This is a genomic window from Kribbella deserti (assembly GCF_042434725.1).
Lineage (GTDB): Bacteria > Actinomycetota > Actinomycetes > Propionibacteriales > Kribbellaceae > Kribbella > Kribbella deserti.
The window spans coordinates 1-24,751 of sequence record NZ_JBHLTC010000057.1 but is presented as its reverse complement, the minus strand read 5'-3'; the positions used below and the strand labels follow the sequence as shown (position 1 = coordinate 24,751).

General features: G+C 68.0%; 25 protein-coding genes. 11 read left to right on the top strand and 14 right to left on the bottom strand.

Annotated features, from left to right (window positions below; genetic code table 11):
* Positions 1-19: 19 nt before the first annotated feature.
* The 4 genes from rhaS to ACFFGN_RS35530 are packed head-to-tail and all read right to left on the bottom strand — an operon-like array spanning position 20 to position 4,572.
* Complete coding sequence (rhaS, locus tag ACFFGN_RS35545) at positions 20-1,090, bottom strand: rhamnose ABC transporter substrate-binding protein (RefSeq protein ID WP_380057504.1); 1,071 nt, start codon at positions 1,088-1,090, stop codon at positions 20-22.
* Positions 1,087-2,070 carry an ABC transporter permease gene (locus ACFFGN_RS35540; protein ID WP_380057501.1) on the bottom strand — a complete coding sequence of 328 codons (984 nt, stop codon included), beginning with the start codon at positions 2,068-2,070 and terminating at the stop codon, positions 1,087-1,089. Before ACFFGN_RS35540 ends, rhaS begins: the two co-directional genes overlap by 4 nt.
* Positions 2,060-3,073: an ABC transporter permease gene (locus tag ACFFGN_RS35535; protein WP_380057498.1), complete on the bottom strand. Its 1,014-nt coding sequence runs from the start codon at positions 3,071-3,073 to the stop codon at positions 2,060-2,062. Before ACFFGN_RS35535 ends, ACFFGN_RS35540 begins: the two co-directional genes overlap by 11 nt.
* Positions 3,070-4,572, bottom strand: a complete 1,503-nt coding sequence (locus ACFFGN_RS35530; RefSeq protein WP_380057495.1) for a sugar ABC transporter ATP-binding protein — start codon at positions 4,570-4,572, stop codon at positions 3,070-3,072. The genes ACFFGN_RS35535 and ACFFGN_RS35530 overlap by 4 nt, the downstream gene beginning before the upstream one ends.
* 208 nt (positions 4,573-4,780) lie before the next feature.
* Between ACFFGN_RS35530 and ACFFGN_RS35525 the strand changes: the two genes are divergently transcribed.
* The 3 genes from ACFFGN_RS35525 (at position 4,781) to ACFFGN_RS35515 (ending at position 7,104) form a co-directional block, all read left to right on the top strand.
* Complete coding sequence (locus ACFFGN_RS35525) at positions 4,781-5,824, top strand: LacI family DNA-binding transcriptional regulator (RefSeq protein WP_380057492.1); 1,044 nt, start codon at positions 4,781-4,783, stop codon at positions 5,822-5,824.
* Between the two features lie 96 nt (positions 5,825-5,920).
* A complete protein-coding gene (locus tag ACFFGN_RS35520; protein ID WP_380057489.1) occupies positions 5,921-6,130 on the top strand; it encodes a hypothetical protein in 210 nt (69 codons plus the stop codon).
* Between the two features lie 53 nt (positions 6,131-6,183).
* Entirely contained in the window at positions 6,184-7,104 is a 921-nt protein-coding gene (locus tag ACFFGN_RS35515; protein ID WP_380057486.1) for an NADP-dependent oxidoreductase, read from the top strand.
* Positions 7,105-7,710: 606 nt separating this feature from the next.
* On the opposite strand, the gene ACFFGN_RS35510 is transcribed toward ACFFGN_RS35515, so the two are convergent.
* From ACFFGN_RS35510 to ACFFGN_RS35500, 3 genes are all read right to left on the bottom strand, one after another.
* On the bottom strand, positions 7,711-8,430 hold the full coding sequence (locus ACFFGN_RS35510; RefSeq protein WP_380057483.1) for a hypothetical protein: 720 nt from the start codon (positions 8,428-8,430) through the stop codon (positions 7,711-7,713).
* Positions 8,431-8,595: 165 nt separating this feature from the next.
* Complete coding sequence (locus ACFFGN_RS35505) at positions 8,596-9,543, bottom strand: HAAS signaling domain-containing protein (RefSeq protein WP_380057480.1); 948 nt, start codon at positions 9,541-9,543, stop codon at positions 8,596-8,598.
* Positions 9,540-9,881 carry a PadR family transcriptional regulator gene (locus tag ACFFGN_RS35500; RefSeq protein WP_380057477.1) on the bottom strand — a complete coding sequence of 114 codons (342 nt, stop codon included), beginning with the start codon at positions 9,879-9,881 and terminating at the stop codon, positions 9,540-9,542. The genes ACFFGN_RS35505 and ACFFGN_RS35500 overlap by 4 nt, the downstream gene beginning before the upstream one ends.
* Positions 9,882-10,078: 197 nt before the next feature.
* Here ACFFGN_RS35500 and ACFFGN_RS35495 point away from each other — a divergent pair, with 197 nt between their 5' ends.
* On the top strand, positions 10,079-10,204 hold the full coding sequence (locus ACFFGN_RS35495; protein WP_380057475.1) for a hypothetical protein: 126 nt from the start codon (positions 10,079-10,081) through the stop codon (positions 10,202-10,204).
* On the opposite strand, the gene ACFFGN_RS35490 is transcribed toward ACFFGN_RS35495, so the two are convergent.
* Both ACFFGN_RS35490 and ACFFGN_RS35485 read right to left on the bottom strand, forming a co-directional pair.
* Positions 10,191-11,429, bottom strand: coding sequence for an RNA polymerase sigma factor (locus ACFFGN_RS35490; RefSeq protein WP_380057472.1), 1,239 nt, complete (start codon positions 11,427-11,429; stop codon positions 10,191-10,193). The two genes, ACFFGN_RS35495 and ACFFGN_RS35490, sit on opposite strands and share 14 nt — an antisense overlap.
* Entirely contained in the window at positions 11,426-11,779 is a 354-nt protein-coding gene (locus tag ACFFGN_RS35485; RefSeq protein ID WP_380057737.1) for a YciI family protein, read from the bottom strand. The genes ACFFGN_RS35490 and ACFFGN_RS35485 overlap by 4 nt, the downstream gene beginning before the upstream one ends.
* Positions 11,780-11,991: 212 nt before the next feature.
* Here ACFFGN_RS35485 and ACFFGN_RS35480 point away from each other — a divergent pair, with 212 nt between their 5' ends.
* Positions 11,992-12,999 carry a hypothetical protein gene (locus ACFFGN_RS35480; protein ID WP_380057469.1) on the top strand — a complete coding sequence of 336 codons (1,008 nt, stop codon included), beginning with the start codon at positions 11,992-11,994 and terminating at the stop codon, positions 12,997-12,999.
* Positions 13,000-13,130: 131 nt separating this feature from the next.
* On the opposite strand, the gene ACFFGN_RS35475 is transcribed toward ACFFGN_RS35480, so the two are convergent.
* Complete coding sequence (locus ACFFGN_RS35475; RefSeq protein ID WP_380057467.1) at positions 13,131-13,286, bottom strand: DUF6131 family protein; 156 nt, start codon at positions 13,284-13,286, stop codon at positions 13,131-13,133.
* A 427-nt stretch (positions 13,287-13,713) separates the two neighbouring features.
* Here ACFFGN_RS35475 and ACFFGN_RS35470 point away from each other — a divergent pair, with 427 nt between their 5' ends.
* A complete protein-coding gene (locus ACFFGN_RS35470; protein WP_380057464.1) occupies positions 13,714-14,640 on the top strand; it encodes an SH3 domain-containing protein in 927 nt (308 codons plus the stop codon).
* A 6-nt stretch (positions 14,641-14,646) separates the two neighbouring features.
* On the opposite strand, the gene ACFFGN_RS35465 is transcribed toward ACFFGN_RS35470, so the two are convergent.
* The 3 genes from ACFFGN_RS35465 to ACFFGN_RS35455 form a co-directional block, all read right to left on the bottom strand.
* Complete coding sequence (locus ACFFGN_RS35465) at positions 14,647-15,900, bottom strand: FAD-binding oxidoreductase (protein WP_380057461.1); 1,254 nt, start codon at positions 15,898-15,900, stop codon at positions 14,647-14,649.
* A 93-nt stretch (positions 15,901-15,993) separates the two neighbouring features.
* A complete protein-coding gene (locus ACFFGN_RS35460) occupies positions 15,994-16,932 on the bottom strand; it encodes a neutral zinc metallopeptidase (RefSeq protein WP_380057459.1) in 939 nt (312 codons plus the stop codon).
* Positions 16,933-16,988: 56 nt separating this feature from the next.
* Positions 16,989-17,489 (bottom strand): hypothetical protein, encoded by a 501-nt coding sequence (locus tag ACFFGN_RS35455; RefSeq protein WP_380057457.1) that lies wholly within the window; start codon positions 17,487-17,489, stop codon positions 16,989-16,991.
* Between the two features lie 91 nt (positions 17,490-17,580).
* Here ACFFGN_RS35455 and ACFFGN_RS35450 point away from each other — a divergent pair, with 91 nt between their 5' ends.
* From ACFFGN_RS35450 to ACFFGN_RS35430, 5 genes are all read left to right on the top strand, one after another.
* Positions 17,581-17,886 carry an NIPSNAP family protein gene (locus tag ACFFGN_RS35450; RefSeq protein WP_380057454.1) on the top strand — a complete coding sequence of 102 codons (306 nt, stop codon included), beginning with the start codon at positions 17,581-17,583 and terminating at the stop codon, positions 17,884-17,886.
* 89 nt (positions 17,887-17,975) lie between these two features.
* The gene (locus tag ACFFGN_RS35445; RefSeq protein WP_380057451.1) at positions 17,976-18,611 is read left to right on the top strand and encodes a class I SAM-dependent DNA methyltransferase; all 636 of its coding nucleotides are present in this window, start codon (positions 17,976-17,978) and stop codon (positions 18,609-18,611) included.
* Between the two features lie 245 nt (positions 18,612-18,856).
* The gene (locus ACFFGN_RS35440) at positions 18,857-20,254 is read left to right on the top strand and encodes a glucose-6-phosphate dehydrogenase (protein ID WP_380057448.1); all 1,398 of its coding nucleotides are present in this window, start codon (positions 18,857-18,859) and stop codon (positions 20,252-20,254) included.
* Positions 20,255-20,548: 294 nt separating this feature from the next.
* Positions 20,549-21,892 carry a Na+/H+ antiporter NhaA gene (gene nhaA, locus ACFFGN_RS35435; protein WP_380057444.1) on the top strand — a complete coding sequence of 448 codons (1,344 nt, stop codon included), beginning with the start codon at positions 20,549-20,551 and terminating at the stop codon, positions 21,890-21,892.
* Between the two features lie 116 nt (positions 21,893-22,008).
* Positions 22,009-23,841 carry a glycoside hydrolase family 15 protein gene (locus ACFFGN_RS35430; protein ID WP_380057441.1) on the top strand — a complete coding sequence of 611 codons (1,833 nt, stop codon included), beginning with the start codon at positions 22,009-22,011 and terminating at the stop codon, positions 23,839-23,841.
* A 774-nt stretch (positions 23,842-24,615) separates the two neighbouring features.
* Here ACFFGN_RS35430 and ACFFGN_RS35425 read toward each other — a convergent pair.
* Positions 24,616-24,751: IS3 family transposase (locus ACFFGN_RS35425; protein ID WP_380057734.1), on the bottom strand; the 136-nt coding region annotated here is incomplete at its 5' end.

Here is a 24,751-nt window from a genome sequence, read left to right as displayed (position 1 = left end):
CTCGTCGGCCTTCTCGCGCTCAGAAGTCGAACTGGTCGATGTTGGCGGGCGTGAACTCGGTCGGCGGGCCGAGCACGATCTCGCTGTCCTTGCCGATGGTGTACTCGCCGAGCTTGCCGGCCTTGAACTTCTCGCCCTCGGCGCCGCTGATCTGGCCGGACGCGAGCGCCGCACCCGCGTACGCCGCGAGGTAACCGATGTCGGCCGGGTTCCAGAGCGCGAACTTCTTGACCGTGCCGTCCTTCACGTACTGGCGCATCTGGTTCGGCAGGCCAAGACCGGTGATCGCGACCTTGCCCTTGTAGCTGGAGGCGCTCACGTAGCGGGAGGCCGCCGCGATACCGACGGTGGTCGGCGACACGATCACCTTGAGGTTCGGGTACGACGAGAGCAGGCCCTGCGCCTCCTGGAACGACTTCTGGTCGTCGTCATTGCCGTAGGCCACCTTCACCAGCTTGAGCTTGGCGTACTCCGGCTTGGCGAGCTCCTTCTTCAGGACCTCGATCCAGGCGTTCTGGTTGGTCGCGTTCGGCGTCGCGGACAGTACGGCGATCTCGCCCGAGCCACCGGCCAGCTCGTTCGCCATCTTCGCGAGGCTCTCACCGATGCCCTGGGTGGACGCCTGGTTGATGAACGCGTCCCGGCAGTTCTTCGAGGCGTCGGAGTCGAACGAGACCACCTTGATACCGGCCTTACGGGCCTGGTTCAGCGACGGGCAGACCGCGTTCGGGTCGTTGGCCGCGACCGCGATCACGTCCTGCTGCTGCTGGATCAACGTGTTGATGTAGCTGACCTGCGAAGACGCGCTGGCGTCGTTCGGACCGACCAGCTTGTACTCGCCCTTGAGCTCGCCGACCGCCGCCTTGCCGCCGCCCACCTCGACATCGGTGTACGGGTTGTTCAGCTGCTTGGGCAGAAAGGCCATTTTCAGGCCCTCCTTCAGCGGCGCGTTCGGGTCCGCGGTGGCCTGCGAGGTGCTCGGGGCCGCGGTGTTGTCACCGGCCGTGCTGTTCTTGGTGGTGCCACCACAGGCGGTCACGGCCAGCGCGAATACGGCCACGGTGGCCAGGGAGCGGGAGCGGTACGTCATGATGCGTCGGTCCTTTCTGAAAGCAGCATCCGCTGGCGGCGCTGGAAAGACTTCTGGGCGGCGCTGACCGCGTTCGGGGCCAGGACCGAGATGATCAACAGCGCACCGGTGACCACGTTGAGGGCTTCGTTCGAAACATCGGAAAGGCGCAACGCGTTCTGCAGGGAGGCCAGCAGGACAACACCCGCGAGCACTCCGGGCAGCGTGCCGCGACCACCGAAGATGGAGACACCACCGAGCAGAACCGCCGCGACGACGGCGAGTTCGAGGCCCGCGCCGTTGTCGGCCCGGGCGCTGGAGTACCGCAAGGTCCAGAGCACGCCCGCCAGACCGGCGACCGCCCCGCTTGCGACGTACAGCCAGAACTTGGTCCGGCCGGGACGTACGCCGGCGAATCGCGCGGCCTGCTCGCTGGCGCCGACGGCGTACAGGTTCCGGCCGATCGGCGTCGCGTGCAGGATCAGCCCGAACACGATGGCCAGCACCACGATCAGGTACAGCACGTTCGGAATCGGGGAACCACCCGTCACCCAGTCGGTGTAGAGCGCCGGGAAGTCCGCGACGGCGCCGTCGCCGAGCACGACGAAGGCCAGGCCGCGGTAAAGCGCGAGCGTGCCGATCGTGACCGCCAGCGATGGCAGGCCCAGCACCGTGACGAACAACCCGTTGATCGCGCCGAGAACCGCCCCGAGCAGCAAGCAGAGCGGGATGATCGTTTCGATCGAGAGACCCGCGTTCCACAGTGAGCCCATCACCGCGCTGCACAGGCCGAGCGTGCTTGCCACCGACAGGTCGATCTCGCCGGTCACGATGATGAAGGTCATCGGCAGGGCCACCAGCGCGATCGGCAGCAGGTCGAGCACGAGGAAGCCGAAGTTCTGCGAACTGGCGAAGTTGTCGACGGCGCCCGACGCGATGACGAGGACGACGAGGGTCAGCGCGATGATCGCGGTGTCCCAGCCGCGCTTGTTAAGAGACACGGGATCCTCGCTTCTTCAAAGCGGCGGCCATCCGCGCCGCGACCAGGCGGTCCGAGCCGATCGCGAGCAGGATCAACGCGCCGACGATGGCCTGCTGCCAGAACTGGTTGATCTCCAGCACGGCGAGCGAACTGCCGATCGTTGTCAGCAGCAACGCTCCGAGCGCGGCGCCCCAGACACTGCCGCTGCCACCGAAGACCGCCACGCCGCCAACGACGACCGCGGCCACGACGTTCAGTTCCAGGCCGGTTCCGGCGGCGGCGTCGATGGTGCCGAACCGCGCGGCGAAAAGCACACCACCCAGACCGGCGAGGCCCCCGCTGACGATGAAGGCAGCGATCGTACGACGCCCGACGCGGATACCCGCGAGCGTTGCCGCCTGCGGACTCGAGCCCATCGCGTACAACTCGCGGCCGACCCGGTAGTTGCGCAGGACAACGGCCGCGATGATGAGCACAATCAGCGCGATCCACACCAGGTAAGGAATACCGAGCAGCGTCGCGTTGCCGAAGGCAAGGAATCCGCTAGGTAGTTCGTCGGCGTTGACCTGCTGGCCACCGGCCCAGAAGTAGGTGATTCCCCGGATCACGTACAACGTGCCCAGGGTGACCACCAGCGCGGGGATCCGGCCGAACTGCACGAGCGCGCCGTTCGCCAACCCGCAGACGGCACCAACCCCGGCGCCGGCGAGCAGCGCGACGACGACGGGAAGGCCCGGATTGTCCCGCAACAGCGTGCCGACGGTGAACGCGCTCAGGCCGAGGATCGACCCGACCGACAGATCGATATTGCGGGTGATCACGACAATGGCCTGGCCGACCGCTAGAACGGCCAGGATCGCCGTACCGAGCAGGATGTCGCGAATGCTCTGGCCGGAGAGGAACCGCGGGTTCGAGATCGCGGTAACGCCGACGAGCAGGGCCAGCGCGATGACGATGCCCAGCTCACGCGCCTTGAGGACCAGGCTCAGTTTCGGCGCGAGGTTCAGCGTGGCCGTGCTCATACCCGCGCCTCCTGACCGGTCGCCGCGAACATGATCGACTCCTCGGTCGCCTCCGCGCGCGGGAGCTCCGCGACCAGCCGGCCCTCGCGCATCACCAGCACGCGGTCGGCCATACCGAGCACCTCGGGCAGTTCGGACGACACCATCAGTACGGCGACTCCTTCGGCCGCGAGGCCCGACATCAGCCGGTGGACCTCGGCCTTCGTACCGACGTCGATCCCGCGCGTCGGCTCGTCCACGATCAGCACGCGCGGCGCCATCGACAGCCACTTGGCCAGCACGACCTTCTGCTGGTTACCGCCCGACAGCGTGCTGACGTCATCGCTGAGTCGGCCGTACTTCGTCTTGAGCCGCTCGGTCCACTCCGTGGCCTGCTTGCGTTCGCTGGAACCGAAGAGAAACCCGAACCGGGCGAGTTTGCGCGAGCGCGCCAGCGTGACGTTGCGCTCGATCGACAGATCCATCACCAGGCCCTGCTGGCGGCGGTCCTCCGGTACGAGCGCGACACCTGCGGCCATCGCCTTGCGCGGTGAGCCCGGCGGCAGGCGGCGCCCGACCACCTCGACCGTGCCCGCGTCGCGGGGATCCACGCCGAAGATCGACTGGACCACCTCGGAACGACCCGATCCGACCAGTCCCGCCAGCGCAACGATCTCACCCGCGCGAACCTCGAATGAGATGTCCTGGAAGGTGCCTTCCCGGCTCAACCCTTCGACGGTGAGCACGACCGCGCCGGGTTCGACGTCCTGCTTGGGGAAGAGGGCGTCCAGGTCGCGACCGACCATGCGCCGTACCATCTCGTCCACGCTGAGCTCGGCCAGCGGGTCGGTGGAAACGTGCCGCCCGTCGCGCATGATCGTGACCCGCTCGCACAGCGCGGTGATCTCCTCGAACCGGTGCGAGATGAACACCAGCGCCGCGCCGTCTTGTTTGAGCGAGCGCGCCACGGCGAACAACCGCTCGACCTCGACCCCGGTGAGCGCGGCGGTCGGCTCATCCATCACGACCACCCACGCCTCGGCGGACAAGGCCTTCGCGATCTCGACCAGCTGCTGGTCGGCGATCGACAGCCCGCGCGCGGGGCGGGCCGGATCGATGACAACACCGAGGCGGCGGAACAACTGCTCGGCCTGCTCGTTCATCGCCGCGCGATCGATGGCGTTGAACCGGCCGAGCGGATGGCGGCCCATCGCGATGTTCTCCGCGACGGAGAGGTCCGGGAAGAGCGTGGGCTCCTGGTAGATGACCGCGATCCCGGCCGCCCGGGCCTCCGCGGGACTGCCCAGGGTGACGGGCCGGCCGTCGATCTCGATCGTGCCGGTGTCGGGGCGATGCACGCCCGCGAGCATCTTCACGATGGTGGACTTGCCGGCGCCGTTCTCCCCGACCAGCGCGTGCGCCTCACCGCCGTACAGCCCGAAGGACACGTCGCGCACGGCGGCCACGGCGCCGAACGACTTGCTGACGGCACGCAGCTCGACCAGGGCCTCACCCGGCATGCGTGGTTCTCCTTGCGGCTGATGTGCGATGGGGCGGGAGTTTTTGAAAGGTTTCAATCAGGTGGCCACGAAGTTACGGCCAGGCCGGGACACCGTCAAGAGTCCATCGCGAAAGAGTTCCGCACTGGCAGGGTTTTCCCGCCGTTTTCGGGATAACCTTCGGCTTTGAACACGTTTCAAAATTGACCCGGTCGGCGGAGGAGAACAGATGGCGCGACGCACGAACGGGTCCGGCCCGGGTAAAGGCGCGGCCGGGGTCAAGGACGTCGCCGCCGCCGCGGGCGTCTCCCTCGGCACGGTGTCGAACGTGCTGAACCGACCCGACTCCGTGAGCCCGAAGACCCGCGCCAAGGTCGAGCAGACGATGGCGTCACTCGGATTCGTGCGCAACGAATCGGCGCGGCAGCTGCGATCGGGCAAGAGCCGGATCCTGGCCTACCTGATGCTTGACGCGGGCAACCCGTTCTTCACCGATGTCGCGCGTGGAGTGGAAGAAGCCGCGCGCGAGGCTGGGCTTTCGGTTGTCCTGTGCAACAGCAACGACGATGCCGGACGCGAGGCGGACTACCTCGACCTGCTGGAGCAACAACGCGTGCAGGGTGTGCTGATCACGCCGGTCGATCCGGCGTCCGACCGGCTGTCGAACCTGCCGAATCGCGGGACGCCGGTGGTCGTGGTCGACCGCGCCGCCGAGGATCTGTCGCACTGCTCGGTCTCCGTGGACGACGTACTCGGTGGCGACGTCGCGATCAGCCACCTGGTGGAACTCGGCCACACCCGCATCGCGTACGTCGGCGGTCCGGAGAACATCGGTCAGGTCGTCGACCGCCGTACGGGCGCCCAGCAGGCGATGGCCCGGGCCGGTCTACCGGCGGAGGATCTGATCGACATCCCCACCGCCGCCCTGACCGTCGCGGAAGGCCGTGGCGCCGGGGAGCGGCTGGCCGGTTTGCCCGCGAGCCGGCGTCCTACCGCCGCCTTCTGCGCGAACGACCTGCTTGCCCTCGGGTTGCTCCAGCAGTGCGTGCGGCTCGGCCTGCGTGTTCCGGGGGACCTGGCGATCGTGGGCTACGACGACATCGAATTCGCCGAGGCCGCCGCCGTACCGCTCACCTCGGTCCGCCAGCCGCGCCAGCTGCTCGGCAAAACCGCCGCCGAACTGCTGCTGGACGAGGCCTCCAATCCCGACCACGAACACCAACGTCTCACCTTCACCCCCGAACTGATCGTCCGCACCTCCACCCAAGGCTGACCACCCGCCTTTCGAAATGTCGAGGGCCACGAACCGGCTCCGATCTACGAGGGAAGCGCCCACCCGGGGCGCCACCCTTTACGTCGGAGGCAAGCCATGGATCCCCTCAACCTCGCCGTCAACCGCCACCTGGTGGCCGAGAACCAGCGCCGCCTCTACTCCGACGACCTCCCGCCGGAACCACCCCCTCCCACCGCCCTACGCCTGACCCTCCGCCGTCTCCGGACCACCTTCCGGCGAAGCACACCGCGTTCCGGCCACGTGGATGCTCTCCCAGCGAAGCGTTGCCCGGAGGAATGCACCTGACGAGAGCGCGGTTGGACCTGAACGGTGACTGTCGACTGAGGGGAGGATCGTTCGTGCGCGCCATCCAGATCGACCGCTTCGGTGGACCTGAGGTCCTGCGGGTTGAGGGCGTCGCAGAGGTCAAGGCGAACCCCGGGGAGGTGCTGATCCGCGTGATCGCGACCAGTATCAATCCGGTCGACGACAAGACCCGGTCCGGCACGTTCGGCCCGGGAGTGCCGCCGCTGCCGAGCACCCTCGGCTGGGACCTGGCCGGAATCGTGCTCGACGGCGGAGCGAGCGGCCTGGCCGTCGGCGCACGCGTGATCGCGATGTCGCACCAGCTGGACACGGGTCGCGGCACCTGGGCGGACCTCGTCGCGTTACCGGCGGACTCGGTGGCACCGGCGCCCGAATCGATCAGCCTGGTCGAGGCAGCCACCCTGCCGCTCCCAGGGCTGACCGCTCTGCAGACACTGAAGTGGCTGGCGACGTCACCGGGCGAACGGCTGCTCGTGGCCGGCGCCGGTGGGGCGGTCGGCGGTCTCGCCCTCCAGCTCGCCGCAGCGCGGGGCGTACTCGTCGACGCGCTGGTCGCCCGGGACGCCCATCTCGATTTCGCCAAGAGCCACGGCGCCGACTTCGCCACCACCGACCCGGCGGCCCTGGCACACCACCACTACGACGCGGTCTTCGACACCTTCGGCGCCTTCACCTTTGGCGCTTTCGTCACCGACGCCGTAGCCGACGGCGGCCGGTACGCGTCCGTCGCCACCCAGGCCGGCCCGGTCCCCGACCTCTCGGCCCGCAACATCCGCACCACGGTCAACCAGGTCCGTGAGGACGGCCCCGGCCTCCGCACGCTCGCCGAATACGTCGACCAGGGAGCGGTCTCACCCCGCGTCGACTCCACCTTCGGCATCCACGACATCCAACCCGCCCACCACCGCTTCGCCCAAGGCGGACTGGCAGGAAAAGTCACCCTCACCTTCTAACGCCCACCCACCACGACGCACGCGAGCCGTCGCCTTCGACACGAGTCGTCGCGTCCACCAGCGAACGGTCGCCTCTGCACGAGTCGTCGCATCCGCCCCAGCCGTCGCATCCGCCCGAGTCGTCGCATCCACCCGAGTGGTCGCATCCACCCGAGTCGTCGCGGGTGCACGCGTCGTCGCGGGTGCACGCGTCCACTCGCAGGGAGGTGGGCGTATCGGGGCGGCAGGCCGGCATTGGACGTACGGCGTCCCCGCCGGCGCGCTGAGCCGCATCACCAGGGACACCTTGCGGGAGCCGGCCACCCCAACGGCTTCCGAGCAGGGCAATAGCCCTGCCAGGGATCGGTTTCCCCCGCCAGAACCGCGAACCGGACCACGGCGACCACGGCGACCACGGCGACCACGGCGACCACGGCGACCACGGCGACCAACGATTCTTTAGGAGTCTGCTGGACAAAATTTCGCCGTGAAAACGTCCAGCAGACTCCTAAAGAATCGTTGGGCGGTCAGCGAGGGACGAACCAGGTCGGGCGGATGGGCGGGTGCCGCGCGGTTGGCGTCCGCGATGTTGGCTGGGCGGGGCGTGCCGGCGAAATGGTGACGGTGTTAGCCGGGGTCGCCGCCTAGGCGTTCTATGAGGGTGCGGAGGCGGCGGCGCCAGCGGGGGTTGGAGGCGTCTTCGTCGGCTACGGCGAGGCTGACGAAGTGCTGGGTCATCTCGAAACCGGCGACGGCTTCGCGGACGGCCTGCAGGGTTTCGTCCGGTACGGCGCTCGGTTCCGGCGTGGTTTCGTCGGCGGGTGGCTGTGGCACGGTGGGGTCGTATTCGAGGGCCACCTGGTGCCGGATCCAGCCGCTGCCCATGCCGTCCGGCACGAGGAGTTCGGGCACGAGTGACTCGTGGCTGAGGGAGGCCAGGTCCTTGTCGCCGTTGTCGATGCTGAAGATGGTGGTGCCGCGGCGGCGTACGTCGTTGATGCGTTCGAGCAGTCGCTCGTGCGGGGTGTCCTCGCTGACCACCAGCAGGGATTCGCCGCGGCCCGCGTCGGCGAGGCGGTCGAGGCCGATCGCCAGATGGGGTGGTGCGTCGGGCGGCGGTTCCCAGCGGACCAGGGACGGGCGCAGATCCTCGACACCGGCCCGGTGCAGTTCGTCGTCCAGGTGAGCGGTGAGGTGCCACGGTTCGTCACCCCGCGGGCCGAACAACATCAGGCCGCGCGGCCGGGTGGTGAACCGGCGCAGGGAGTACGCGAACTGCGTGGTGCGGCTGCCGAGCTCGGTACCGGTCAGCATCTCGCGCAGCAGCGTCGCCTTGGTCAGATCCACAACCCCACGCTGGCACACCCGCCCAACCCGCGCGACTCCGGTACGGCGGTGTGGCGCGGGTCACCGTGACGAATGGCCGTCTCGCGTCGCCTTACCAAGTGGCGGCACCCACCGCCGGGCCCGCCGACCGCTACAGGGGACGGCCGGCGGGCCCGCTTCCCACGATCAGCTCTGGCTTCGGGTGTCGCGGAAGCGGCTGATGATCTCGGAACCACTGACCAGCAGTACGACGATGGCCGAGATCGTGTAGATCGCGTCCGGCGTGGTCCAGCCGTTGTTGAAATGGGTCAGGAAGACCGGGTTGAAGAACTGCTGCTGCCACAGGATCCAGGCCAGCGGCAGGGCGAAGACCACCTGGGCCACGGTGTACAGCCCGGCGTCGAGCATGGACCTCCGGCCGGTGGCGAAGCGAATGACGTCGAGCGTGACGATCGCGGCCAGGCCGATCAGGATCGGCCAGATCCAGCCCGACCACAGCGCCGGGTCGAGCACCTCGATGCGGTCGCTGCCGGCCCGGTACGGCTCGGCGGTGTGCTGCCAGACGATCAACGCGATCACCAGCGCGTTCCATCCGACGGCCGCCGCGGCACCGTGGTCGCGCTTCTCGGTCTGCCGCAGCTCGGGCAGGTCGTCCGGCGTCCACTGGTCCACGGTGGAGGCGGCCAGTCCGCCTTGCTGGCTGCGTTCGATCAAGGCGAACACGACCGTCAGCCACGCGATCATCTGCGCGCCGACCGCGAAGAGACCACCGATCGCCGCGCCGATCGCCGAACCCACGTCGTTGGTGTCGAGCACCTCGATCACCACCAGGACCGCGACCACGATCGGCAGCACGGTGGTGAGCAGCAGCTTGAGCAGCCGGATGTACGCCGGGTAGAGGCCGGGCCCGATCAGCGCCAGCGGGCGATCGGCGTACTTGGCGGCGAGCCGGATCGGGTCGCCCATCTCGGTGATGACCGCGCGCTCGGCGGCCGCCGGGTCGGCCTCGTCCCGCGCGTCGGCGGTATCGGCGATGGTGGTGCGCAGCTCGTCGGCGACATCCGCGCGCTGGTCGGCCGGGATCCGCCGGACCACCTCGTGCACATAGCGATCGGTCAGCGTGTTCCCGCTCATCGGTTCTCCTTGGTCAGTCGGGCGATCGAGGCGACGAGGTCTTCCCACTCGCGCACCAGGCCGGCCCGCACCAGCGAGCCCTCCGGGGTGACGCGGTAGAACTTCCGCGGCCGCGACTCGTCGGTGTTCCAGTCACTGGTCAACAGGCCCTGCTTCTCCAGGCGGCGCAGCAACGGGTACAGCGTGTTGCCGTCGACCGTGACGCCGGCGTCGTTCAGCGTCACGAGCAGCGCGTAGCCGTACTGCGGCTCCTCGAGCAGCGCGAGACAGGCCAGTACGACCGTCCCGCGACGGAGCTCCTGGGCCTGACTGAGGATCAGTTCTTCGGCATCGGCCATGGCCAAGACAGTACAGTGCGGCACACACTATTGTCTACCGCGCTTCCCAGTGTGCTGCGCATAGCTGCGCCGGCCTTCAGGAGGTATACGGGTGCCGCTGCGCGGAATCACCGCGAAGGTACTGACGCGATCCCTGCGCACGCTCGAACGCGACGGCCCTCGTTCGCCGGACGGAGTTCGTGGGCCACCCGCGCCGGATGGAGTACGAGTTGACCGCGCTCGGCCACAGCCTGCTCGGGCCGATCAACGCCGCCTGCGAGTGGGCCCACGATCACTGGGACGAGCTGATCGACGCCCGCGCGGCGGGACTCAAAGCCGGCTAGCCCGCTCCTGGAGGTAGCGCTGCTCGGGCATGCTCGTCGTACGGCGAGCCGCCAGCAGGTAGTCCGCCTTCGCCGCCTCGGTCTCTCCGGCCATCTCCAGCAGATGAGCCCGTACGGCGTTGAGACGGTGGTGCGTGGCGACGCGGCCATCGGACTCGAGCGGCTCCAACAGCGCCAGGCCCGCCTTCGGCCCGCGGGCCATCGCCACCGCGACCGCGTGGTTGAGCCGAACCATCGGGTTGTCCGAAACCTGTTCGAGGACCCGGTACAACGCGACGATCTGCGGCCAGTCGGTGTCCTCGGCCTTGGGCGCGGTTGCGTGCACGGCGGCGATCGCGGCCTGGATCTGGTAAGGCCCGAGCCTCGTGCGGGACAACGCGTCGCTGACCAGCGCCTCGCCCTCGACGATGGCCTCGGTGTTCCACAACGAGCGGTCCTGGTCGGCCAGCGGCACCAGCGAGCCGTCCACCGCGGTCCGGGCCGCGCGACGGGCGTCCGTGAGCAGCATCAACGCCAGCAGACCGGCCACCTCGCCGTCATCGGGCAGCAGCTTGTGCACCGCACGCGCCAGCCGGATCGCCTCGGCGGTCAGCTCGGCCCGGTGCAGTTCCGAACCGGACGACGAGGTGTAACCCTCGTTGAAGATCAGGTAGAGGATGTGCAGTACGGCACCGAGCCGCTCGTCGCGCTCTTCCTCCGGCGGCATCTCGAAGGTACTGCCGGCGTTCTTGATGCTGCGCTTGGCGCGGCTGATGCGCTGCGCCATCGTTGCCTCAGGCACCAAAAACGCGTGCGCGATCTGCGCGGTGGTCAAACCGCCGACAGCCCTTAAGGTCAAGGCGATCTGAGACGCGGCCGATAGGGATGGATGGCAACAAAGGAACAGCAGCGTCAACGTGTCGTCACCGTCGTCGACACGGTCGACATCCGGGCCTGCGGCAACCAACTCGTCCGGACCGGCGAGGTTCGCGGCCGACTCCTCGCGTTTGCGGCGGGCGGTTTCGCTGCGCAACTGGTCCATCAGCCGCCGCGAGGCCACCCGGATCAGCCAGCCGCGGGCGCTCTCCGGCACACCCTCCTTCGGCCATTGCAACGCCGCCGCCAGCAGGGCCTCCTGGACGGCGTCCTCGCACAGATCGAAGTGGCCGTAGTGCCGGACAAGCGCGCCGAGCACCTGCGGCGCCAACTCGCGCAGCAGGTGCTCGATCTCTCCGGGCCCGCTCACATCTCCAAGCCTGCGTCGACCATGACAGGCCGGACTTCGACGGCGACGTACTCCGCGTCGGGCAGGCGGGCCGCATACGCGATCGCCTGGTCGAGATCGTCGCACTCGATCAGGTAGAACCCGGCGAGATGTTCCTTGGCCTCGGCGTACGGCCCGTCCGTGGTGGTGCGCGCGCCATTGCGCACCTGCACGGTTGTGGTCGTGATCGGATCGGCCAGCCCGGCCGAACTGACCAGCTGGCCGGATTCGGCGAGTTCGGCCGAAAGCTCGGCATGCGATCGCGCGAACTCGTCCCGCTGCTCGGCGGACAGCGAGTCCCAGCTCTCGGCGTTGCTGTAGATCAGCAGCATGTACTTCACGGCACCATCCTGACGTGTCGGCAGGCCCTCGGTGAGCGCCTCTTGACAAAACGTCGAGGCCGAAACCGATTTTTCGACGTTTCGGGCCGGATGTCGAGCCCCTCATTCGGTCAGTCGCACCGCGGTGACAACTTCCCGGCCAATCGCCGCATCAAGTGGATGAGCGCGCTGTCCGTGCGCTCATCCACTAAGGAGTGTGTCTGATGCGCCGACGCCTCGCTGTCGCCATAACCGTTCTCTTGTTCTCCGCAGGGGTGACCGGCCCGGCCTCGGCCGCTACCGCCGAAGACCTCTGCATCAGCGAAACACCGCACGAAGGTGTCTGGGCGGGTGGATTCCCACTCACCGAGCCGCCGGCCATCGGTGCGGACGACCTGCAGCTCGGCATTGAACTGCCGCTGCCGGTCGACTACCCGTGCGAGGGAACGCTCGCGACCGTACAGAAGATCGACGGCAGCCATCGCACGGTCGTCTCGCTGGACCACCGCGGTGGCACCGGGAGTCCGCCGCTGGTCACGGTCTACGGGTTCCTCACCGTGCCGCTGGCTGACGGGTTCGGCACCTGGGAGATCGTGAAACTCCAGCACGGCACCAGCGTGCGGACGTTGAGCTACCGCTTCAAGGTGGTCCGGCAAAGCGTCATCACCGTCGCTCAGCCGGCCACGGTCACCGGGAAGGGCAACACCGTCGTGACCGGCACCCTGCAGCGCTACACCTCGACCGGAGGGCTCGTGCCGAGTCCCGGGCGGGTGGTTCAGGTCATGCACGTGAACGACCAGCAGGTGCTGGCCAACGTCACCAGCGATACGAACGGGCGCTTCCGGGCCTTGATCCCGTTCACCCAGACGACCAGGTTCTACGTGAAGACGGCCAAGACGGCCTCGTACAGCTCGGCCAGGACGTCGTACGTACGCACGGCCCATCGCTTGATGGCGGTGCCCACGCTGTCCGCGTCGCCGTACGCGAAGGTCGGGGCGTACTGGAAGGTCTCGGGCACGGTCTTCCCCGGCACGGTGCAGACTCGTACGGACTACTGGAACGGCGCGTCCTGGGTTTGGACGCTGTCCTCCGGCCCGTCCAACGCTGACGGCAGTTTCGCGCGCTACTGGAAGCCGACGGCCAAGGGCACGTACAAGGTTCGGCTGTCGCTGGTGCGCGCTGGTTTGGACAACAGCCCGCTCTACCGGTACCTGACCATCACGGTGAGCTGAGACTCCCGCTCTGCCGAGGTCTTATCGACAGCGACGGGCCTTCGGACGCGCTTCGGGTGCGGCGGGCTTGGACATGCCGCGGGGCGGCGACCACCTGGTCGCCGCCCCAACGAATTCCCCGAGGTTCCTGCTCAGTACCAATGTTTACGGCCGCCGACGGCGCGGCCCGTTGCGCCGAGCAAGTACAGCACGGCACCGACCACCAGCAAGATCACGCCGATGGTCCACAAGATGGAGATGTTGAGGAAGATCCCAAGCAACAACAGGATCAGTCCGAGGACGAGCATGAATCCTCCTATAGATGTTCGGCCCACCAGGGCGGGGATCGACGGTGGACTCCACCATCCCAGTGCCCACGGGCATGCACCTCAACCCTGCTTCAACCTCAGCTGGCCGCTTTGAGCGGTTGCGCTGCCGCTCCTGCACGCTCCAGCCAGGCGGGGAGCTACACCGTCCGCGAGCCGGCAACTACGCATCGTTTCGGCCGTCTGACCGCTGCCGAGCGCCGCGGCATTCCCGTTGTGGCCCGGATCAGACGTGGCCGGATGTACACAGTCCGTTAAATCGGTGGGGCGGAGGTGAGGAGTTGCCCATAGGTGTGCTTGACTCATCGCGATCGATAACGGTTTGGTCTCGACCCCTCACGGGACCCTGACGGCAGGTAGGTGATTCGTTGTGCCCCAGGCACGCCACAGACACGCGCGACATAAGCAGGTGTCCGCGAAGCCCCTGGCAGCCCGGATCGTCCGAATCGCCGTACCAACTGGTCTGGCTCTCGCGCTGAGTGGCGGTATCGCCTTCGCGCTGACGCGGCCGGACACCCCGCAAGACCTCCCGCTGGCCGAGAGCAGCACTCCGATCAGCGCCATCGTCGTACCGGACCGTGAGTTCGGAACCAGCCGGAACGCGCCGCGGCCCACGCTCAAGCCGACTCCGACGGCCAAGCCGAGCAAGAAGCCGCTGGCGAAGGCGAAGACCGTGCCCACGCCGACCCGTGCCGCCGTACCCGTACCGCCGAAGGCTCCCAAGCCGATCGGTACGAAGTACGTCACGGTCAACCTCAACGTCCGGCTCGCGCCCGACGAGACCGCTTCACTGCTGACCGTGCTCACCGCCGGCACCAAGGTCTCCGTCACCGGCAAGAAGGACGGCGAGTGGGCCGAGATCGTCAAGGACAAGAAATCGCTCTGGGTGAAGTCGGAGTACCTCGCCGACAAGATGCCGCCTCCCGAGGATGAGGACGAGGACACCGCGGGCGGGATCTCTGCCGCGCCGTGCAAGAACGGCAGCGGCGTCGAGGACGGTCTGCGTCCCGACGCGATCCGCGTGCACCGCGCCGTCTGCGCGCTCTTCCCGTCGGTTTCGTCGTACGGCGGCGTTCGCTCCGGCGATAGTGGCGAGCACGGCGTCGGCCGCGCGCTCGACATCATGGTCACCGGTTCGACCGGCGACGACATCGCCGCCTGGGTCCGCTCGCACCACAAGGAACTCGGCGTCAGCGAGGTTCTTTGGGAGCAGAAGATCTGGACCGTCGAGCGCAGCAGCGAAGGCTGGCGGCCGATGGAGGACCGTGGTGGCGCCACCGCGAACCACTTCGACCACGTGCACGTGACCGTGTACGGCAACGCCGGAACCAGCTGAACCTCGTCAGGCCGGCGGGATGTTGTGGTTCAGCCGGAAGAAGTTGTCGGGGTCGTAGGCCCGCTTGACCTCCCGTAGCCGCTTGTAGTTCTCCTCGGTGAACGACGAGGCCGTGCGGGCCGGATCCGACAGGAAGTTCAAGAACGTCCTGCCCGTGCTGGGCAGGCCTGGAACCACCTTGTCGATGATCAGCGAGTACTGCGCCTGCCGGTGGCCTACGGGCGTCTCACCCTGGTTCATCGCGCCACCCCAGTGGCGGATCTCCACCGTCGCGTCCAGCTCCAGGAGTACGTCGAAGCCCTTCTCGTCGGGGAGCTCGTTCAAGAGGTCGAGGTGCCTTGAAGCGGTTCCACCCATCTGCGCATCGCCGAACGCCATCTGGCGGTAGCCACCCTCTCGAACCGGGCCTGCCACCTCCAGCAGCGGCTTGAGGATTTCCTCCGCCGCAGAGGCCTCACCGGCGTACATGACCTTGATAGCCATCGCCCGGGTTCCGTCGGGCCTGTTGGTGAGGGTGATGGCCGTACTCAGTTCGTCCGGGATTTGCCGGCTCCAAGTGCGGTACAGCTCCAAGGTCTCTTTAGCCCGGTCAATCCCGAAGTAGGCGATCCCGGCGTACACGCTCGCCACCGGGTACAGCTGGAACTCCAGCGAGGTGACGACGCCGAAGTTGCCACTGCCGCCTCGGATCGCCCAGAACAGGTCGGGACGTACCTTCGCGCTGCAGACGACAACCGCGCCTGTGGCGGTCACTACCTCGGCACGGATCACGCTGTCGGCGGCAAACCCGTACTTGCGGGCGAGCCAGCCGATCCCGCCGCCGAGCGTGTAGCCGGTGACACCCACGTCACGGGAGGAACCAGCGAGCGGCGCCAGTCCGAACGGCTTAGCCGCGTCGATGACCTCGCCCCAACGTGCGCCCGGTCCCACCTTCGCGACGCGGCGCTGCGGGTCCACCAGCACGGAGGCCATTCCACCCGTCTTGAGCAGTACGCCGCCATCGGACGGTAGACGCGTGCCGTGCCCGGTGGCCTGAACGGCGAACGGCAGACCCGCCTGACGGGCCACCCGGACGGCCGACTGCACGTCCTCGCGGCGGTGGGCCTCCACGACGACGGCGGGCTTCGGATCCAGGTTCGGGTCGAGCGGGCGGCGCTGCACGTCGTACTGCTCGTCGCCCGGCAGGTGCACCGTGCCACCGAAACCACCGCAGAGCAGTCCGGTCACGGATGCGAAGTCGTCGGTCATCAGGTCGGTCATGTCGAACTCCCTCTGTGCTGTGCTGTCACAGAGGCGTCGAACGAACCGGGCCGATTTTGACACCGGCCTCAGATCTTTTTCAGCTGCGGTTATTCAGCTGACGGTGGTGCTGGAGGCGACGTAGGTGTTGCACAGGCCCGGGTTCTTGGAGTTGAAGCCGCGCATCGACCACCAGGCGTGCCACTTCTTGTCACCGTGGTCGCGGACCGGGTTCCACTGATCGCCGCGGTTGGCCATCGCCCAGCGCCACCAGTAGCCGAAGTTGCCCGTGACCGGGAAGTAGGCCTTGTCCGCGCCGAGGAAGACCGCGCTGAAGCATGAGGCCTGCAGCTCGCGGCGGCGGCTCTCCTCCAACTGGGCGGACTTGCCGGCCAGGTCGTACTGGCGATCCCACGAGGCCACCATGATGCCAGTCATCATTTGCACGTGGTGGCCGTACTCGTGGGCGATCGTGAAAGCCATGTCCGCACGGGTCCACACCTTGTCGAACTGGCGGTAGTTGCTGATCGCCTTCGCCGCGCTCAGGTAGATCGTCTCGGTCGCACCGCAGTAGTAGCCCGTCACGGACGCCAACCCGCAAGGAGTGTTGAAGGTCGTCCCAGCGAACACGAGCAGCCGGGGGCTCCTATAGCGGTAGCCGGCCTTCACGATCGCGGGACGCCATGCCTTGTTCAAGCAGGGCAGGAACCGGGTGTAGTACGCCCGAACGCCCGCAACTGATGTCGGCCGGGCCGACGGTTCGGCACAGCGTGAAGCCGGCAGTAGGCCCGTGAAGTAGATCCTGTTCCGCGTAACGATCTGGGTGTTCGTAAGCCGCGGCGTGACCTTAGTCGTCGGCTTCTTCGTCGGCGCGGTAGTCGGCGGTTTGGTGGGTGCGGCCGAAGTAGGCGCGGGGACGGTCGTGGGCTCGGTGGTAGGCGTCAGAGTCGGCAGAGTCGTCGCGGGCGTGATCGTGGGACCAGTAGTCGGCTCATCGTTGTCCAGACCTGCGGCGACGACAGCGCCTCCGCCGATCAGTACTACCGCGACCAAGACGCACAGGCCAACGATCAGACCACCACGCCGGGGCGGACGCGGCGGCGGCCCACTCAAGTAAAACGGCCCACCCTGGCCCGGACCACCTGGGCCTCGCGGACCTCCCGGACCGGCTTGGTAGGGCGGTTGACCGGGGTACGGCGGTTGACCGGGGTACGGCGGTTGGCCGGGGTACGGCTGGTTCGGATGCGGCGCCCCGGGATACGGCCCTTGCGCCGGTCCACCCGGCTGCTGCCCCTGCGGCCCTTGTCCCTGATACGGCCCATGTGGCTGTTGACCCTGGTACGGGCCTTGCTGGGGTTGCTGGCCTTGGTACGGACCTTGCTGAGGTTGACTCGGATACTGCGGCTGCCCCGGCCACTGCTGCCCCGGATGCCCAGCCGAACCGTGCTGGCCCGGAGGTCCATAGGGCCCGGGCTGACCGTATTGCCCGGGAGGACCGTACTGCCCAGGGGGAGGCTGTCCAGGCTGCTGGTGCTGACCTGGGCCGGACTGCGGCTCTCCCGAGTTATTCGCCACGCGACGACGCTAACCGACTTCCAGGTCCAGAGCACGCGACAACCCTCCACGATCTTGCCCGCCGGACTACGACGGCCAATTGACGTTGCCCGAACCGGCACGATCTGGCGCTTCTAAGTTGGGGGGATGATCACTTGTGTTGTGGACTACGTCATCGATCCGGCCAAGCTGGACGCCTTCGAGGAGTTCGCCCGGCGCTGGATGCACCTGGTGAACGCTCACGGCGGTACTCACCATGGCTACTTCCTGCCGTCCGAAGGTGCCAGCGATAAGGCCCTCGCGTTGTTCAGCTTCCCGAGCCTGGCCGCCTACGAGGAATACCGCGCCCTGTTCGGAAACCACCCCGACTTCATCGAGGCCGACCAGATCCGCGACACCAGCGGCTGCGTCCTCCGCCACGACCGAACCTTCATGCGCCCCCTGCTGCCCTAGCTCGCTGCGCCCAACGAACCGGCTCGCCCGCGCCGTGCTGCGGTGTGCCTGGCCAGCTGGTGGACCGGGGTGCTGGATATCGTGCGGTGATGAGCACGGGCGACTGGTTGGCTGACACTCGAAACTCCTACGACACGGTCGCCATCAGCTATGCCGACCACCTGCGCGACGCCATCGCTGGCGGCCCTTACCTTCGTGCCGCTCTGGCGGTGTTCGCCGATCGCGTGCGGGCCGTTGGTGGCGGGCCGGTAGCGGACGTCGGCTGCGGGCCCGGCCACGTCACCGCCCACCTGAACGACCTCGGCGTCGACGCCTTCGGAATCGATCTCTCGCCGGCGATGATCGACGTGGCCCGGCGGGACCACCCCGGCTTGGCGTTCGAGGTGGGCTCGATGACGGAGCTGCACCTGGGTGACGCTTCGGTGGCAGGTCTGCTCGCCTGGTGGTCGCTGATTCACATCCCCGACGACGAGGTGCCGACTGTCTTCGCGCACTTCCGCCGAGTACTGCGTCCGGGCGGGCCGTTGCAGCTCGGCTTTCACGTTGGTGACACCTCGCGCCTGAAGACCCAGGGGTACGGCGGCCACCCGATGACGGTCTACGTACACCGCCGGCAGCCCGACAAGGTGGCTTCCTGGCTGCGGGACGCCGGGTTCGAGATCGAGGCCCAATGGCTGTGCGACCCGGACGAACAAGTCCCCCAGGCTTTTCTCTTCGCACGCTAAGGCCCCTACGTACGAGGGAGAGCTACTTCCCGAAGAGCCGGGCTCCGAACCAGTCGACACGCGGCCGCCAGCCGTGGTTGCGCAGGTGATGATGTCGTCGGGTGCACGGCCGCCGCGGTGCGCAACGGCGGTATCGGTGGACTCGCGGCGAGCGTCGGCCGCCCTCGCAGCCGGTGTGGAAGTGCGATGTTTGGGTATCGGAAGTAATGACGATTAGGCCTGCGCAACGATTGATCTCTACCCCTGTGGACCGAGCGCAAGATCGTGGTGGCGGCAGTGAGCAGACGCTTCTCGTGCTGGGTGCGACGGGCGATCTGACGGGGCGGCTGTTACTGCCGGGTCTCAGCGGCTTGCTGGCTGCGGGCGCGGGCCCGGGGTTGTTCCTACTGGGGAGTGGCCTCGAGGACTGGGATGAGGATCGCTGGCGTCGGCGGGTCAGCGAGTCGTTCGCCGCCACTTCCGACGGCGGGCGCGTCGCGGCCACGGTGCGTCAGACGACGTATCTGCAGGCTGACGTGACGCGCGCCGATGATCTGCGGCGGTTGCTCGACGCCTGCCGCGGGGACGTGGTGATCTTTTTCGCGTTGCCGCCCGCCGTGACGGCGAAGGCGTGCCGTGCGCTGGGCTCGCTCGGGCTGCCCGAGGGAACCCGGTTGGTGGTGGAGAAGCCGTTCGGTGTCGATCGTGCCAGTGCCGTGCAGCTCAACCAGGACTTGGCCGGATTGGTTGCCGAGGAGCAGATTCACCGGGTCGATCATTTCTTGGGTAAGTCCACCGTGCTCAACATCTTGGGGCTGCGGTTCGCCAACCGGATTCTCGAACCGGTCCTGAACGCGGACCACGTGGCCAGCGTCGACATCGTGTTCGACGAGAGCCTCGCGTTGGAGGACCGGGCGGGCTACTACGACCAGGCCGGTGCGTTGGTGGACATGGTGCAGAGTCATTTGTTGCAGGTGCTGGCTCTGCTGGCGATGGAGGCGCCGCCGACGGTGGGCGCCCGGGAACTGCGCGATCGAAAGGCTCAGGTGTTGCGGGCCACGCATCTGTGGGGGAACGACCCGGCCGCCTCCAGCCGCCGGGCGCGGTACGTCGCCGGTGAGATCGGCGGCCGGCGGTTGCCGGCCTACGCCGATGAGGCGGGGGTGGACGCCGGGCGGGGCACGGAGACGCTGGCCGAGATGGTGGTCATGGTGGATACCTGGCGGTGGGCGGGGGTGCCGTTCCGGCTGCGGTCAGGCAAGGCGATGACCAGTACACGCAAGGAGGCGGTGATCACGTTCAAGCAGCCGCCGCGAGTTCCGGACGGGCTGAGCGGCTGGGAGCAGCCGGATCGGCTCCGGATCGGCTTCGGGCCGGACCGGCTCGGCATCGATCTGAACATCAACGGCCCCGGTGACCCGTTCGTCCTCGATCCGGTCACGCTGGACGCCGACTTCGGCCCCGGCGCCCTTCCGCCGTACGGCGAGGTGCTCAAGGGCGCTCTCGACGGCGATCCCACCCTGTCGGTACGCGGCGACACGGCCGAGGAATGCTGGCGGATTGTGGAGCCGGTACTGGCAGCCTGGCGCGCCGATGTGGTGCCGCTCGGCGAGTACGCAGCGGGAAGCAGCGGACCGCAGGACTCGCTGCTACCCGGCATCTGAGCACAGCTGAGCCGGTAGCGGTCCGTACAGCGGCGACGGTCTGAACCACACCGTGTTCCGCTAGTCGTGCACCTGCGGCGACTCTATGGAGCGGAGCGAGTTGCACAGCAACAGTCTGATCCTGGTATCTCGGCCACGGTCAGCGCGCCCGTGCGCAGGGTTCAAGTGGGGCAGGGTGAGGCTGGGCTCCGCTCAGACCGCCGGAAGTTGCGGAATGTACTCGGTGGGGTTCAGGCGCGGGGCGAGGGGTACTGCGATCACGATGAAGCATTTCTTCGGCAGAGGGGCGTCTGGATGACCGACCATCCTGACGAGAAGTCTGCGCAGCCGCGGTTGTTCCGGCTGTCGTCTTGGCGCGAGGCCAAGTTCGTCGCCGAGGCCTTGCGGATGGAGACGGTCGGTGGCGCTCTGTTGCTGTTCGGTGCGGTGCTGGCGCTCATCTGGGCCAACACACCGTGGACAGCAGCCTACGAGGGCGTCAGACGTTTCGTGCCCTGGCCGGGCGGTGAGTCCTTGCACCTCGATCTCGACCTGGCCCACTGGGCCGGTGACGGGCTGCTGGCGATCTTCTTCTTCGTCGTGGGGCTGGAACTCAAACGTGAGTTCGTCGCAGGCGATCTGCGTAATCCGCGGCAGGCCGCGCTGCCTATCGTCGCCGCGATCGGTGGGATGGCCGTACCCGCGTTGATCTTCGTGCTTTTCAACCTGGGCGACAGCGCCGCCCTCCAGGGCTGGGCTGCCCCGACCGCCACCGACATCGCGTTTGCCCTGGCGGTGCTCGCGGTGATCGGCTCGCACCTGCCGCTAGGGCTGCGGGCGTTCTTGCTGACCTTGGCGGTGGTCGACGATCTGTTCGCGATCACCATCATCGCGGTGTTCTACACCGACGACTTCAACCTGCTGTTCCTGCTCGGCTCGCTGCTGCCGATCGCGGTCTTCGCCATGCTGGTGCAGCGCGGCAAGACGTGGTGGTGGGTGCTCCTCCCGCTGGCCGTCACGGCGTGGACGCTCATGCATGCCTCCGGGGTGCACGCCACGATCGCCGGGGTGCTGATCGGTTTCACCGTCCCGGTGCTGGCTCGCAACGGCGCCGAAACCGGCATGGCGGAACACTTCGAGCACCGGTGGCGACCGATCTCGGCCGGGATCGCCGTACCGGTCTTCGCTTTCTTCGCCGCCGGGGTCTCGCTGCGCGGCACCGATTTAGGCACGATCGCTACCGACCCGATCGTTTTGGGGATCGTCGCCGGTCTGGTGTTGGGCAAGGTGATCGGCATTCTCGGCTCGTCGTACCTGATCGCGCGTTTCACCCGCGCAGAACTCGATGACGGCCTGACCTGGACCGATCTTCTGGGCGTCTCTTTGCTGGCCGGGATCGGTTTCACTGTCAGTCTGCTGATCGGCGAACTCGCCTACGGCACCGGCACCGAACGTGACGAGGCCGCCAAGGTCGCCATCGTCGTCGGCTCGGTCATCGCCGCCACCCTCGCCGCGGTTGTACTCGGCCGCCGCAACAAGGTCTACCGCCGCCTGCACGAACGCGCCGCCCGCGACTACGACGCAGACGGAGTTCCCGACATCTACCAGCCCTCGCCCCGAGATGTAACCAGATCTGACGAGCCCCTTCCGCCGGACTGAGGAGCTAACTCATCCTCAGCACACGCGGCGCAAGGCACTGCGAGACATTCGGCGGTACCCGATCCAGCGGCGGCGAACCGAAGCAAGGCCAGCGGCCAACAGCTATGGAGGCGGACATGACGCTCGACCTCGGCATCAGACCTTTCACCCGTCCAGTGGAAGCGGCCGATGGGTATCCCAGGATCGAGGACCACGCGCTGATTGGCGACGGCGCCACGGCGGCACTGGTCGGTATGGACGCCTCCATCCGATGGCTGTGCCTGCCCCGCTTCGACGGACCGGCTCTGTTCGCGTCACTGCTCGACGCAGAACGCGGCGGAGCCTGGACGGTGCAGCCGGCAGGGCCGCTGCGGGAAGTGCGGCAACGCTATCTGGCCGACACCGCCGTGGTGGTCACCGAGCTGCGGTGTGACACCGGCACGGTGCAGATCACCGACGCCATGGTCACCGGCGGGGCGCTGGGCGCCGGGAGTCCCAGCGGCCCCGGCGAACTGGCACGCCTAGTCACCGTCTTGCACGGCGAGGTCGACCTGCGGGTTCGCCTTACCGGCCGCGGCGGCCTGACACCGGCAGCCGGCCCAGACGAGATCACGCTCGGGTGGCCCGGCGCTGCGACCCCGGTCACCCTCACCAGCACCCTCACCGTTGACGGACTCGACCGCCTCGATGGTTCGGTGCGGCTGGGGGCGGGTGACCGTCTTGGGCTCGTGTTGCGCTGGGCCGCCGGACCCACCCGGCTCCGCACGGCGGACGACGTGGCCACGGCCCTAGAGGCGACGGCCTCGGCCTGGCGGAAGTGGGCAGCGAACATCACCTACACCGGACCGTACGAGGACTTGGTCCGGCGTAGCGCCATCACCCTGAAGCTGTGCGACCACCACGCCAGCGGCGCGATCGTCGCCGCCCCGACGTCGTCCCTGCCGGAAGCCATCGGCGGCGAACGCAATTGGGACTACCGGTTCACGTGGGTCCGCGACGCCGCCTACACCGTCTACGCGCTACGCCGCATCGGCCTGACCGACGAGAGCGAAGGCTTCCTCGCCTGGGTCCTGAACGCCTGCCTGCGCGACGGCCGACCGCACATCCTCTACACCCTCGACGGCACCCAACCCACAGCGGAACGCCTCGACCCCGACCTGGAAGGCTACCGCCGGTCCGCCCCGGTCCGATGGGGTAACGCAGCCGCCGATCAGGTGCAGCATGACGTGTACGGCGAGATCCTCGACTGCGCCTGGCAGTGGGTCCGCGGCGGCGGCATCGTCGACGACCGGCGGTGGGCCAAGCTGGTCGAACTCGCAACCGCGGCTGAGAACAACTGGCGCACGCCGGACCACGGCATCTGGGAGATCCGGGACGCGGGCCGCCCGTTCACCTACTCGGTCGCGATGTGTCAGGTGGCCGCGGACCGGATGGCGCGCATCGCCGCCGCTACGGGTCGCGCCGGTGAGGAAGGCCGGTGGCGCGAGTTGGCCGGCACGATCCGCGCCAGCCTGCTCGAGCAGGCGTGGGACCCGGCCGCCGGACACCTCACTGAACACCTTGGCCAGCCCGGAACCGTCGACGCGAGCCTGCTGGCGCTGCCGCTGCGACGGGTCCTCGACGGGGCCGACCCCCGGATGATGGCGACGGTCGACGCCGTCATCGACCGGCTCGGCGCCGGTGACGACCTGCTCTACCGCTACCTACCCGCGGAATCGCCCGACGGTCTGGGCGGGGAGGAGGGCGCTTTCCTGCTTTGCTCGTTCTGGTGGGTGGACAACCTCGCCCACAGCGGTCGTCTGGCCGAGGCCAGGGAACGCTTCGAACGGCTCTGCGCACGCGTCAACCACGTCGGTCTCCTGCCTGAACAGATCGACCCCACCACCGGACAGTTCCTCGGCAACTTCCCTCAGGCGTTCAGCCACATCGGTCTGATCAGCAGCGCCGTCAACCTCGCCCGAACCCGGTGAATGCGAGGGGGCGAGATAGGGAGTTCGCCGCGTGATCGCCACGGTCGCCCGGCTGGCGCTCGAGGTCGGTCGACACCGCTGGCCAGCCAGCTCGATACGCACGCGCCCTTGACCCGGGCCGACCCGGCCAAGGACAGCGGGCTATCAGGGGGACGGGTGAGGTATGGCCGGTCGACTCGGGCGGTTCCGCACGCTCCGCGCCGGGCCCGCGTGATCGCGCCCGGTTCGCGTGATCGCGCCGGGTTCGCGTGGAGGTGGCGGTCGGGGTGAACCCCGAGGTCGGCTACCGAGTATTTGCGCGACTACCTGGCTGGAACCGGGTAGTCGCGCAAATACTCGGTAGTGGGCACACCACAACCCGGTAGCCGGCCCGGTCGGCGCCCCACAACCCGCCAGCTGGGCCGGGCACGTGCCGTACCGGCGGCCGCTCGACGGATCCAGCTGAGCGCAAAGGCGAAGAGCGAACCGGGGCCGAACCAGCGACCTACGGCGACAGACCAGGGCGAAACTGGGGCGGAAGACGGGCAGCCAGGGGATGGGATCGGGCGGCAAATGTGGAGGTCTCACTGGCAGCCCAGGTCTCACGCTTCCAACCGGACGCCGTTCCCGGCTCGGGGCTCCACAGAACCCGCCAACTACCCGCATACGAACCCGCCTCCATCATCACCGCGAAGGCGGCGCCCAGCCCCAAGCACCGGGCGCCACCCAACACGCGACGATCGCTAGTTGTAGTGAAGTTGACCCGGTTCGACGGACGGGGTTGGTGTGGGGTGGTCAGGCTACTTGTTCGGCCGCGGGGTTGATGGTGTTTTCGTAGGCGTTGGGGGTGAGGTAGCCGAGGGTGGAGTGTCGGCGGCGGGTGTTGTACCAGCCTTCGATGTAGTCGAACAGGGCGCTGGTGACGGCTTTG

Bases quoted from the DNA above. Each gene is read 5' to 3' on its own strand.
- ACFFGN_RS35530 (WP_380057495.1), bottom strand. From the start codon at position 4,572: ATGCCGGGTGAGGCCCTGGTCGAGCTGCGTGCCGTCAGCAAGTCGTTC.
- ACFFGN_RS35525 (WP_380057492.1), top strand. From the start codon at position 4,781: ATGGCGCGACGCACGAACGGGTCCGGCCCGGGTAAAGGCGCGGCCGGG.
- ACFFGN_RS35520 (WP_380057489.1), top strand. From the start codon at position 5,921: ATGGATCCCCTCAACCTCGCCGTCAACCGCCACCTGGTGGCCGAGAAC.
- ACFFGN_RS35485 (WP_380057737.1), bottom strand. From the start codon at position 11,779: ATGCTGCTGATCTACAGCAACGCCGAGAGCTGGGACTCGCTGTCCGCC.
- ACFFGN_RS35430 (WP_380057441.1), top strand. From the start codon at position 22,009: ATGACGCTCGACCTCGGCATCAGACCTTTCACCCGTCCAGTGGAAGCG.
- ACFFGN_RS35500 (WP_380057477.1), bottom strand. From the start codon at position 9,881: ATGGCCGATGCCGAAGAACTGATCCTCAGTCAGGCCCAGGAGCTCCGT.
- ACFFGN_RS35475 (WP_380057467.1), bottom strand. From the start codon at position 13,286: ATGCTCGTCCTCGGACTGATCCTGTTGTTGCTTGGGATCTTCCTCAAC.
- ACFFGN_RS35465 (WP_380057461.1), bottom strand. From the start codon at position 15,900: ATGACCGACCTGATGACCGACGACTTCGCATCCGTGACCGGACTGCTC.
- ACFFGN_RS35535 (WP_380057498.1), bottom strand. From the start codon at position 3,073: ATGAGCACGGCCACGCTGAACCTCGCGCCGAAACTGAGCCTGGTCCTC.
- ACFFGN_RS35495 (WP_380057475.1), top strand. From the start codon at position 10,079: ATGGAGTACGAGTTGACCGCGCTCGGCCACAGCCTGCTCGGGCCGATC.
- ACFFGN_RS35445 (WP_380057451.1), top strand. From the start codon at position 17,976: ATGAGCACGGGCGACTGGTTGGCTGACACTCGAAACTCCTACGACACG.
- ACFFGN_RS35480 (WP_380057469.1), top strand. From the start codon at position 11,992: ATGCGCCGACGCCTCGCTGTCGCCATAACCGTTCTCTTGTTCTCCGCA.
- nhaA (WP_380057444.1), top strand. From the start codon at position 20,549: ATGACCGACCATCCTGACGAGAAGTCTGCGCAGCCGCGGTTGTTCCGG.
- rhaS (WP_380057504.1), bottom strand. From the start codon at position 1,090: ATGACGTACCGCTCCCGCTCCCTGGCCACCGTGGCCGTATTCGCGCTG.
- ACFFGN_RS35505 (WP_380057480.1), bottom strand. From the start codon at position 9,543: ATGAGCGGGAACACGCTGACCGATCGCTATGTGCACGAGGTGGTCCGG.
- ACFFGN_RS35450 (WP_380057454.1), top strand. From the start codon at position 17,581: ATGATCACTTGTGTTGTGGACTACGTCATCGATCCGGCCAAGCTGGAC.